This window comes from Microbacterium sp. B24 (assembly GCF_000333415.1).
Classification (GTDB): domain Bacteria; phylum Actinomycetota; class Actinomycetes; order Actinomycetales; family Microbacteriaceae; genus Microbacterium.
This window is the reverse complement of the sequence record NZ_BADB01000445.1, coordinates 1-10,898: the sequence shown is the minus strand read 5'-3', so window position 1 is coordinate 10,898 and position 10,898 is coordinate 1. Positions and strand designations below refer to the sequence as shown.

Genomic DNA, 10,898 nt, shown 5'->3' with positions numbered 1-10,898 from the left:
GATCGTCTCCTAGCTTCCCGCCGCCGGCCCCGTCAAGGGTCTGGCCGGTCGCCGCACGGCCCCGCACAGTGGGGACGACCGATGTGAGGAGAAGCCATGAGCACCGATCGAGATGAACTCCCGGACGGCGTGATCAATGCCGAACCGGCCGGAGGCTGGGAGAGCGGGGCCGTCGCCGACGACGAGACGCGCGAGGCCTCGGCGCGGGCCGAAGAGCCCGTGGACGGTGTGCCCGACGGGTTCGTGGAGAGCGCGGAGATCCAGGCCGGACTCGATCCCGACCTGCGCACCGACGAGCAGGTTCGCGACGACGAGGAGACCCAGCGATGAGCGACACGGACGACACGACGCCTGCGGAGACGCAGGACGAGCCCCGGCTCGACCTTCACCAGACATCGGATCAGGAGCGCCTGGACGGGCTGATCGCCCAGCTGCGCGCCGACGTCGCCGGTCAGAACGCGGCCACCGTGGACAAGGCCGTTCGCGGTCGCCTCGCCGAGACGGGGGTTCCCGCCGAGGAGGAGGTCATCCTCGCGCTGATCGCTGAGCTCGCAGCGGACCAGGCGACCGACTGAACGACGTGCCTTCTCAGCGGCAGCGTTGCGCGGCGTAGCCCACCTCGAGTGTCGAGTTGTTCCCCTCGCGCGTCACGGCCGCGGAGACGTTCCCCGCCGGCATGCTCCCGAGGCGCGTCGAGAATGCCGACGATGCCGTCGTTCCCGGCGCCAGCGCGATCGTCCTCGCGCCATACGGCGTCGTCACGGAGACGGTGGCCGGGGCGCCGTCCTCGTTCGCGGCGGTGACGACCAGAACGACGGCGCCTGCGACGCAGCGTGACGTGGTGGAGACAGTGACCTGGACGACGCTGGTCACCGTGACGGTGGCCTCCACCGGCATCCGGGAATCGTCCTGGGCGACGCCGCGCACCGTGAAAGTCCCCGGCTGCGCGTAGGACGCGGGGGCGACGGTGTCCCACGCGACGTCGACCGTGCGCTGCTGACCGCTCACTGTCGTGAGCGTCGCCTGCGGCAGGGTGGGCGCGGTGCCCACCGTGGTCGAGAGGTCCATCGCGGCGACGGAGGCCACCGCGATATCGGGCGCATAGGCGGTCAGCACCCGCTGGTACTCGGCGCGCGTGATGGGCAGCACCGTGCCATGGCGCGGCTTGCCGCCGTCCGCGTTCTGCGGCAGGCCTTGGCGAAGCTTCTCACCGAGCGGCTGCCACGCAGCGCCCTCGAGATTGGTCGTCCCGAAGGGCACGTAGTGATTGGGTCCGCCGTGGTAGTTCGGCTGATCGATGAACAGGAACCAGCGCTGTCCGTTCACATCGCCCTCGTTGGCGGGGAAGATGTTCGGTCCTTCGCCGCTGGAGTAGATCCCGCCGGGCTCGCCGTTGGGCAGGCCGCTGGCCACTCGATCCTGGACCAGCGTCCACTGGTCGGCGGACCCGGTCGTACCCGGCAGCGACCCGCTGACCGTCGACAGGAGGTTCGTGGACTTCTCCTCGCGGATGGTCATGCTCGCTTCGTCCTTCGTGAAGCGGTAGTAGACGTCGCCGACCTTCGCCACGGTCGAATCGATCGCTCCGAGTCCTGCGCCGCGGCGCACGTCGATCCACGGCTTCGCCTCGGAGAACGTGACGAAATCGTCGGTCGTCGCGTACATCATGCGGTTGTAGGTGACGGCGGTGCGGTCGGCCGGGTCGGTCGTGGGGTACAGGTTGGAAGCCCAGTAGACGACGAATGTGTCGAGCTCGTCGTCCCAGAACGCCTCCGGCGCCCAGGTGTTGCCGGCGTCGTCGCTCGACACCTTCACGTGGCGTTGGTCCGACCAGGTCACGAGGTCCGTGGACTCCCACACCTCGATGTAGCGCGAGCCGGAGATCTGTGCGGTGGTGAAGCCCCCGGCCAGCCCGTCGACCTTGAGGTCGGTGGCGATCATGTAGAACTTGTCACCGTCGGGTGAGCGCAGGATGAACGGATCACGCAGGCCCTGCGTGCCCACCGTCGAGGAGAAGAGCGGCTGTCCGTTGTTGAGAGTGTTCCAGCTGAGCGCGTCATTGCCCTTGGATGCCGCGATGCTGACGCGTTCGGCGCCCTGGCCCTCGCCGGTGAAGAAAGTCCAGAAGTAGGCCTCGGTCATGGCTGAGCCGCCCGGCATCGGCTGCACGCGTGCCGTGAAGGTGCGGGTCGCCGAGGCGTCGCCGCTGCGAGCGACAGCGGTCAGTTCGACGGTGGCGGCTGCGGCGCCGGCCGCCGGCCGGGAGACGGCGACGGTGCGCGAATTGGGGCGGACACCGTCGCGCACGGTGGCCATGTTGGTGCCCGCGGTCACCGTCCAGGTGATCGTCGAGCCCTGTGCGCCGGTGGCGGGAACGGAGAAGTTCGTGCGGACGTCGTCGAGATTCGTCAGACTCACGGCCGCGATGTCCTGGGACACCCGCTGCTGGTCGGTCAGCTGCTGAGGGACCGTGACCGAGTAGGCCTTTTCCCGGGTGGCCGTGCCGGCGGTGAAGGTCGCGGTCAGGGTGACGTGTGCGTCGCCGCTACCTCCCGCGGGGCGGCTCACGGCGGCGGTGCCTCCGGAGACGACGATGGCGGCGGCATCGGATCGCCAGCTCACCGCAACACCCGCGCTCGTCGTCGGTAGGGCGAAGTCGGCGGTCGCGGTGGCGGGAACGGCGACGCCGGCGACAGCGCGGTCGAGGGCCTGCCCGTTGTACAGGGACTGCACGTCGGCGTCGCTCATCGCCTGGCCGTAGACGGCGAAGTCGTCGATGAGCCCGCTCCAATTGGCGTCGTTGTACGTCGAGCGGCCCAGCGTCGCGGTCAGCGCGTCCCCGAACGAGGCAACCGAGCGGGAGATCGCATTCTGGGTGATGCGGGTGCCGTTCACATAGACCCGCAGCTGCCCGTTCGTGCCGTCGATCACCGTCGTGTACAGGCTGAGGCCGGCCGGGGTGCGCAGACCCGTCGTCGCCGCCGCGGTCGCCCCAGCGCCCACCTCCGTGGTCCAGGGGGCGCCGGCATCGGTGGCGTTCGTGACGACCGACTTGACGTAGCCTGCGGGGTTCGTCGGGTTGAGCAGCCAGTAGCCGGAGGAGAACGACGCTCCACCGGTGAGCGGGGTGCCGATGAAGGCGGCCGCCGTATTGGCGGCGCCGGTCTTCGGGGACAGCCACGTCGAGATGGTGAGGTCCTTCTTGCCGACCAATGCCGTCGTCGGAATGTCAAGGTAGGCCCCGGTGTCGCGCGACCCCCCGGGCAGCGAGAGCATTCCGTCGGCGACCTCTCCGCCGCTCTGGCGGAGGGTGGCGTCGTTGCCGTTGCCGCTCACGTCGGAGATGGTCGTGCCGGATGCCGTATCGAACGAGTAGTGGATGACGGGGGAGGGTTGGCCATCGGCGCGCGCGGCAACGGGAACGGCGGTGCTCGCGAGTGTCAGACCGACGGCGACGGCGAGGGCGCCGATGCGTGCCCGTGACAGTGGCTGCAGATGCTGCGGCTGGCGCCAACGGTTTCGGGCTCTCTGAGGCGTGGTCATGCGCGCTCTCCTCGCTCATCTCGGCTGGGCGACATCGCTGCTTGCGCCAGAGACCTCTCCGTCTCGGTGCTGAGCCCTGCGTCATCGCGTGGGGGTTCGAATCGCTGATCGCGTTCAAGGGTGTTACCGGAAACATGCCCTCGCGGCTCACGCTAGGTGGCGCCCCGGCGGCGTGTCAAGTGCGCAGTCGACGGGTACATGCTCGTGTCGGCATCCCCAGATCTCGGGGACGGGGTCGTTACTCTTTCGTTACATCTTCCTCGGTCCGTTATCGCTAACATTTCGGAAGTCGTGAGCCCATCGACGGGTCGACAGCATCGGGCCGGCACAGATGCCGGGCTGAGACGGGAGAGACACCATGACGATGAACGTCGCCCTTGCGCGCGTTGCAGCCGGACTCCTCGGGTGCGCGCTCGTCGTCGGCGGAGCGGGAGCCGCTCTCGCCGACGAGAATCGCACGCAGCAGCGAGATGCAGAAGGTCAGGCCGCGCCGGTCGGTGCTCTCACCCTGAGCGTCGCCTCGACGGCGACCACCCTCACCGAGGTCCCCTCCTCTGATGCGAACGTCCGTCAATTCACAGGGTCGCTGCCCGAGGTGACCGTCACCGACGATCGGGCGATCATCCCGTCCGGTGCCGTCTGGTACGTGACGGGTCAAGCCAGTTCCCTGACCTCCGGCAGTCGCAGCATCGATGCGGGTCACCTCGGCTGGGCGCCGAAGGTGATCACGACGAGCGGTCACGGGGAGGTCGCCTCCGGCGACGTCGTCAACACGGTGCTCGATGCCGCCACCGCCGACACTCCGCTCAACGACGGCCTCGCGAGCGCGCACTTGCTGGCGCTGTCGGTCGACTCCCGCGCGTCTGCCGCGGTCGGAAGCTGGACGGCGGGTGCGGACCTGTTCCTCAGGGTGCCCCGAACGGTCGAGCCGGGTGCCTATTCGGGCACGATCACTCTGACGCTGTGGGAAGAGGCTCAGCCGCAGTGATTCCCCTCGTTGCGCGTCGGCGTCCCCGAGCGGCATGGCGACTTCCCGTCGCCGTCGCGGTCGGGGTGCTGCTCGCGGCCGCCCTGTCGATCGCCCCGGCTGTCGGCCCGCTGGCCGCCGCGCGCGAGGCCGCACCCGCATCGGCGGGCGTGCGGTGGTCGGTCGTGCCGTCGGACGGACGAGGTCCCGACGGTCGGTCCGCCGTCGAGGTGGGCGTGCGACCCGGCCAGACGGTCGAGGATCACATCGCCGTGCGCAACGCGAGCGACGCGGCGGTGACGTTCCGGCTGGCGGCAGCCGACGGCTTCACTTCGGCATCGGGCAGATTCGATGTGCGTGCAGAGGGAGAGTCTTCCGTCGATGCGGGCTCGTGGATCTCCCTGCCGGCGCGCGTGACGGTTCCCGCCGGCGCCACCGTGGTCGTCCCCTTCTCGATCGCTGCGCCCTCCGGCGCGGCGCCGGGAGACCATTCGGCGGGCATCACCGCCTCCGTGCTGTCGACCGCTCGCGTCGATGGCGGGGCGAGCGTGGGCGTGGACACCCGCGTCGGCGTGCGCGTGCTGGCCCGTGTCGCGGGGCAGCTCAGCCCTGCCGCCTCGCTGCACGGCGGCGGGGGATCGTACGCGGTCGCCTGGAACCCGCTGCGGCCGGGATCGGCGATCGTCAGCTTCGACGTCGTCAACGATGGCAACACGAGGCTCCTGGCGAGCGGCACGGTCTCCGCTGCCGGCCAGGACACCGCCTTCCCCGCCGCCGGTGAGTCGGTCATCGACCTCTTGCCCGGCGATCGCCGCACCGTGCGCGTCGTCGTCGACGACCTCTGGCCGTCGATCCTCGTTCCCGTGGACGTGACTCTCCGCCCGCGGGGGATCACGATCGATGGGCAGACCCCCATCGCCGCTGCGTCGTCACTGCAGACGTCGCTGTGGGCGATGCCGATCTCGCAGCTGATCGTGCTGACGGGATCGGCCCTTCTGATCTTCGCGGCGCTGTGGGGTCGGCAACGTTCCCACCGCCGCACCGATCGACTCGTCACAGACGCGCACGAGCACGACCGACCCCCGGCGGCAGCCGCACTCACAGAGGAGAGCACCAGTGCCTGACGATTCCCCCTTCGTTCCCGACGCCATCTCATCGCCCGGTTCGTCCGTGCAGGTCGCGGTCACGATCGCGCCGCTGCCGGGGTCCGCGGACCCTTCCCCGCTGGCCCTGACCGGTGGCACCGTGCCCGTGGGGCTCGCCGTCGTCGCCACCGTCGTCGTCGCGGCCGGATTCGTCCTGGTCCAGCGGGCGCGCCGCCGCGCCGCGCGTCTGCGCCCGTGAGCCTGCCCGGGGCGATCGTGGCGCTCACGGGGCGGACAGCCACCGATCCAGTTCGCGGGCAGTCGGCTCTGCCGTGCGAATGAGCGTCTCGTGACGGTGGCCGTCGACGACGAAGGCGCGCGAGTCCGGGATGGCGGCGACGACCTCGTCGAACCACTCACGGGGAACGACGACGTCGTATTCGCCCCGCACCACCAGGGTGGGCGCCGACACTCGCGCGTAGGCGGCCTCGGGGCGGTGGGTGAGCATCGCGCGCATCTTGCGCCGGAGGTTCGGTCCCGCCCGCACATACTCGCGGGCGCCCAGCAGCAGCACCTTCGGGCTCTCGCCCCACAGGTCACGCGCCAAGCGCCACAGCTGACGCAGCGCGCGCCGGTGATGGCGGTCGACCGTGGGGGCGACCAGGACGAGCCGGTCGACGGTGTCGGGGTGTCGCACGGCGGTCTCGGTGACGACCTGCGTCCCCATCGAGTGTCCGAGCAGCACGACCGGGCCACGTCCCAGATGGCGCAGATACGCCGCGACGAGATCGGCCATCCGCTCGATCGTGGGCGTGCGCGTCGGCTCCGGGGCGTCGCCGTAGCCCGGCAGGTCCAGCGCGACGACGAGCGCCTTGCCTTCCAGATGCTGCACCAGGTCTCCGAACACCTTGCGGCCCATGCCGATCCCGTGCGCGAGCACGATGGTGCGTGCGGACGAGACCTGGCCGCGGCGCTCGGCCACGATACTCGCGCCGCCGTGTGCGAACACCTCGATCCGTCCGTCGTCGGTCGGCACGCCCGTGATCTCGTCGATCGCCCGATCGACGGCATCCGCCATCTGCGAGACCGCCTCCGCGGCGGCATCCGCAGGCGAGTCGGGAGTGCGGTCGGCGGAGTCCATGGATCGAGAGTAATGATGCGCGGCGCGTGCTGCCGGCTCCTCGCGGACGGAGTGTGAAACGATGAGGCATCCGCTCCTGAGCGCATGAGGACTCCGTCGGAACGGTCACGTCGGCGCACCGTCGGCGCGGAGCTTCCCAGGGGAAAGGCGCAGATGGCTGATCAGTCCGGCCGAGGGTGGGCCAAACCCAGCATCTACGACGTCGCCAATCACGCCGGCGTCTCGCACATGACCGTCTCGCGCGTGCTCAACGGTCACCCCAACATCCGCGAGTCCACGCGCGTGCGCGTGCTGCAGGCGATCGACGAGATGCAGTACACGCGCAGTTCCATCGCTCGCGCCCTCGCGACGAGCAAGTCCATGCGCATCGGTGTTCTCGTCGACAGTCCGGTGCAGTGGGGGCCGAACAGCACCCTGCGCGCGATCGAGGAGGCCGCCCGCGCCAGTGCGTACTCGGTGAGTGTGTTCTCGACGTCGGACGAGGATGCCGCGACCATCTCCACCGGCATCACCGACCTCGTGGCTCAGGGCATCGACGCCCTGTGCGTCATCGCTCCGCGGTCATCGGCCCTGGAGCTGTTCCGCGAGCACAGCTCGAACATGCCGACGCTCGTGATCAAGGCCGAGCCCGACCCGCATCTGCACACCGTCGCCGTCGACCAGTACACCGGCGCGCGCATGGCCGTGGCGCACCTCATCGGACTCGGTCATCGCACGATCGCCCACGTCGCCGGACCCCTGGACTGGTACGACGCGCGAGCCCGCTGGCAGGGATGGCGCGATGAGCTGGAGGCGGCAGGCCTGGGGGAGGGGCCGATGGTGCAGGGCGACTGGACCTCCGATCGCGGCTATGAGATCGGGCGGTCCCGGCAGCTCGCCGCCGCGACGGCGGTCTTCGCCGCCAACGATCAGATGGCTCTGGGAACCGTGCACGGCCTCGTGGAACGCGGCCTTCGCGTTCCCGAAGACATCAGTGTCGTCGGATTCGACGACCTGCCCGACGCTCGTCACTTCCTGCCGCCGCTGACGACCGTGCGGCAGGACTTCGCCTCTCTCGGTGCCCTCGCGCTCCGGCTGATCATCGCCGCCATCGACGGCGACGACACCGCGATGCATGCGCTGATCGCTCCGGAGCTGGTGCTGCGCGCGTCGACCGCCGCGGCCGTGCCCCGAGGCTGATGGCCCCCGTCGCGGGCACGGCACTGTTCGCGGTAACAAAAAAGTAACGAAAGCACGGGGATGGCGAATGCCACTTGTGTTCCGGAATTGTTAGCGCGCACAATCGGAGTGCAGCATCCCATGCGCCCCCCGGGGCACCACACACATCCACCGCAATCGTCGCGGCGGACTCTCAAGGAGGAGAAAGAATGGACATCAGCAAGCGCGGATTCCGTGGACTGCTCACGGTCGCAGCGGCCGGCGCCATGGTCGTCGGGCTGAGCGCGTGCTCGGGTGGCGCAGAGCCCGCCGGCAGCGGCAGCGCCGCAGCCGGTGGTGACAAGCCCATCACGGTCGGTTTCGTCGCGGTCGGCCCCGAGGGCGGCTGGCGCAACGCCAACGAGCAGGCCATCAAGGACGCGTTCACCAAGGACGCGGGCTTCGACCTCAAGTACGCTCCGGCGGCCAGCCCCAGCGACCAGAAGTCGCAGCTCGACGCGTTCTCGACCTTCGTCAACGACGAGGTCGACGTCATCCTCCTCACGGCGACCGAGGCATCGGGCTGGGAGGACGAGCTGAAGAAGGCCAAGGAGGCCAACATCCCCGTGATCCTGCTGGACCGCGGTGTCGATGCCTCCTCCGACCTGTACGTCACGCGCATCGCGCCCGACAACAAGCAGGTCGCCAACTCGGTCGGCGAGTGGGCCGCCACCACGTTCCCCAGCGGTGCGAACTACTTCGTGCTCGAGGGCGTTCCCGGCCTGTCGGTCGTCAACGAGCGCAACGAGGGCTTCGACGCCGCGATCGCCGGCAAGTCGGGCTGGAACAAGGTCGGCGCACAGACGGCCAACTGGAAGACCGACGAGGCAAGTCCGTCATCGAGACGGTCCTCAAGGCCAACAACAACAACATCCAGTTCATCTTCGCCCAGAACGACGAGATGGGCATCGGCGCGGCGCAGGCCGTGAGCGCGGCGGGCCTCAAGCCCGGCACCGACGTCAAGATCGCGACGATCGACGGCACCAAGGGCGCGCTGGAGGCGCTGGCGAAGGGCGACCTGAGCTTCGTCGCCCAGTACAACCCCTTCTTCGGCACCGACGCGGTCGACGCTGTGAAGAAGGCCCTCGCGGGCGAGAAGGTCGACTCGACCATCATCGTCAAGAGCGCCACGTTCGACTCGCCCGAGGCGGCCCAGAAGGCGCTCGACCAGGGTCTCGGCTTCTAAGCACCACGAGCCGCCCCGAGTCCGCTCGGACAGAACGGGGACGGGGATCGCCACCTTCGGCGGTCCCCGTCCCGCCATCCGCCCTGCACGGGCGACCCCACCCGATTCAACGAGGAAGTCTGCAGTGGTCACCGAACCCCTCCCGATCGTCGAAGTCCGCGGCGCGTCGATCACGTTCCCGGGCGTCAAGGCGCTCGACGACGTGAACTTCCGCCTCCTGCCCGGTGAGGTCCACACCCTCATGGGCGAGAACGGCGCCGGAAAGTCGACGCTCATCAAGGCGTTGACCGGTGTCTACCAGATCGACTCCGGATCGATCCTCGTCTTCGGCGAGGAACGGCGTTTCTCCGGCACGGCGTCGGCGCAGGCCGCCGGGATCTCCACGGTGTACCAGGAGGTCAACCTCTGCACCAACCTCACCATCGGTGAGAACGTCATGCTCGGCCACGAGAGCCGCTCCCTCTTCGGCATCGACTGGCGCAAGACCCACGCCCGCGCCCACGAGGTGCTCACCGAGATGGGTCTCGGCGACCTCGACCCGCGCGCCCCCCTGCAGTCCATCTCGATCGCGTTGCAGCAGCTCGTCGCGATCAGCCGGGCCATGGTCACCAAGTCGAAGGTCCTGATCCTCGACGAGCCGACCTCCAGCCTGGATGCCGCCGAGGTCGAGACGCTCTTCGGCGTCATGCGCCAGCTGCGCGATCAGGGCGTCGCCATCCTCTTCGTCTCCCACTTCCTCGACCAGGTCTACGCGATCAGCGACCGCATCACGGTGCTGCGCAACGGGGCGTTCGTCGGCGAGTACCTCAAGAACGACCTCGACCGCACTGAGCTCATCTCCAAGATGATCGGTAAGGACCTCGGCGCCCTGCGGGCCCTCGGCTCCAACCGCCAGGTCGACGAGCGAGACCGCAGCCAGACGCCCGTCTACGCCGCGGACGGCATCGCCCGCAAGGGTGCCCTGGCCCCCACGGACATCGAGATCCACAAGGGTGAGGTCGTCGGCTTCGCCGGCCTGCTCGGCTCGGGCCGCACCGAACTGGCGCGCCTCATCGTCGGTGCCGACAAGCCGGATGCCGGCACGGTGCGCCTGAAGGGCAAGAAGGCCAGCATCACCTCGCCCGTCTCGGGCCTGGCGAACCACATCGCCTACTCGACGGAGAACCGTCGCGACGACGGCATCGTCGGCGACCTCAGCATCCGCGAGAACATCATGCTCGCCGTCCAGGCGCAGCGCGGATGGCTGCGACGCGTTCCCGCCAAGGAGGTCGACCGGCTCGTCACCATGTACATGGAGCGCTTCAGCGTGCGCCCCAACGACCCCGATCGGCCCATCCGCCTGCTGTCCGGCGGAAACCAGCAGAAGGTCCTCCTCGGGCGCTGGCTCGCGACCGATCCCGAGCTGCTGCTGCTGGATGAGCCCACGCGCGGCATCGACGTCGGCGCGAAGGCCGACATCCAGGAGACGGTCGCCGAGCTCGCCGAGGGCGGCATGAGCGTCGTCTTCATCTCCTCGGAGCTGGAGGAGGTCGTCCGCCTCTCCGAGCGCATCGTCATCATGAAGGACCACCAGAAGGTCGGCGAGGTCGTCAACGGCCCGGACGTCACGGCGGAGCGGATCGTCTCGATCATCGCCGCCGACTCCGAGGCCGCCGCCGAAGCGAAACGCGAAGCGCTCGCCGACGAGGTCGAAAGAGACAGGCATGACCCGTCTGAGGGCGCTCGTACGCACCCCCTGGTTCTGGGGCATCGTGGGCATCGTCCTGCTGCTGGCGCTGA

Annotated in this window: 9 protein-coding genes and 1 pseudogene; 8 read left to right on the top strand and 2 right to left on the bottom strand. The window is 69.3% G+C overall.

Annotated elements, in window-relative coordinates:
* Nucleotides 1–96 precede the first annotated feature (96 nt).
* Both I5I_RS13265 and I5I_RS13260 read left to right on the top strand, forming a co-directional pair.
* On the top strand, nt 97–330 hold the full coding sequence (locus I5I_RS13265) for a hypothetical protein (RefSeq protein ID WP_036320635.1): 234 nt from the start codon (nt 97–99) through the stop codon (nt 328–330).
* The gene (locus I5I_RS13260) at nt 327–575 is read left to right on the top strand and encodes a hypothetical protein (protein WP_036320633.1); all 249 of its coding nucleotides are present in this window, start codon (nt 327–329) and stop codon (nt 573–575) included. The genes I5I_RS13265 and I5I_RS13260 overlap by 4 nt, the downstream gene beginning before the upstream one ends.
* 13 nt (nt 576–588) lie before the next feature.
* Here I5I_RS13260 and I5I_RS13255 read toward each other — a convergent pair whose 3' ends face one another.
* A complete protein-coding gene (locus I5I_RS13255) occupies nt 589–3,543 on the bottom strand; it encodes an immunoglobulin-like domain-containing protein (RefSeq protein ID WP_051039633.1) in 2,955 nt (984 codons plus the stop codon).
* Nucleotides 3,544–3,901: 358 nt separating this feature from the next.
* On the opposite strand from I5I_RS13255, the gene I5I_RS13250 reads away from it, so the two are divergent.
* From I5I_RS13250 to I5I_RS13240, 3 genes are read left to right on the top strand one after another with little or no spacing between them, the layout of a single operon-like run.
* The gene (locus tag I5I_RS13250; protein WP_036320631.1) at nt 3,902–4,531 is read left to right on the top strand and encodes a hypothetical protein; all 630 of its coding nucleotides are present in this window, start codon (nt 3,902–3,904) and stop codon (nt 4,529–4,531) included.
* Complete coding sequence (locus I5I_RS13245; RefSeq protein WP_148285563.1) at nt 4,528–5,634, top strand: WxL protein peptidoglycan domain-containing protein; 1,107 nt, start codon at nt 4,528–4,530, stop codon at nt 5,632–5,634. The genes I5I_RS13250 and I5I_RS13245 overlap by 4 nt, the downstream gene beginning before the upstream one ends.
* A complete protein-coding gene (locus tag I5I_RS13240) occupies nt 5,627–5,854 on the top strand; it encodes a hypothetical protein (RefSeq protein ID WP_036320629.1) in 228 nt (75 codons plus the stop codon). The genes I5I_RS13245 and I5I_RS13240 overlap by 8 nt, the downstream gene beginning before the upstream one ends.
* 24 nt (nt 5,855–5,878) lie before the next feature.
* Here I5I_RS13240 and I5I_RS13235 read toward each other — a convergent pair whose 3' ends face one another.
* Entirely contained in the window at nt 5,879–6,736 is an 858-nt protein-coding gene (locus I5I_RS13235; RefSeq protein ID WP_051039632.1) for an alpha/beta fold hydrolase, read from the bottom strand.
* 153 nt (nt 6,737–6,889) lie between these two features.
* Here I5I_RS13235 and I5I_RS13230 point away from each other — a divergent pair, with 153 nt between their 5' ends.
* The 3 genes and pseudogenes from I5I_RS13230 to I5I_RS13220 all read left to right on the top strand — a co-directional run.
* A complete protein-coding gene (locus I5I_RS13230; protein ID WP_051039631.1) occupies nt 6,890–7,915 on the top strand; it encodes a LacI family DNA-binding transcriptional regulator in 1,026 nt (341 codons plus the stop codon).
* A gap of 188 nt (nt 7,916–8,103) precedes the next feature.
* A pseudogene (locus I5I_RS13225) lies at nt 8,104–9,119 on the top strand (substrate-binding domain-containing protein).
* Nucleotides 9,120–9,243: 124 nt separating this feature from the next.
* Nucleotides 9,244–10,898 (top strand): sugar ABC transporter ATP-binding protein (locus I5I_RS13220; protein ID WP_239640124.1); only part of this gene is annotated, 1,655 nt, incomplete at its 3' end.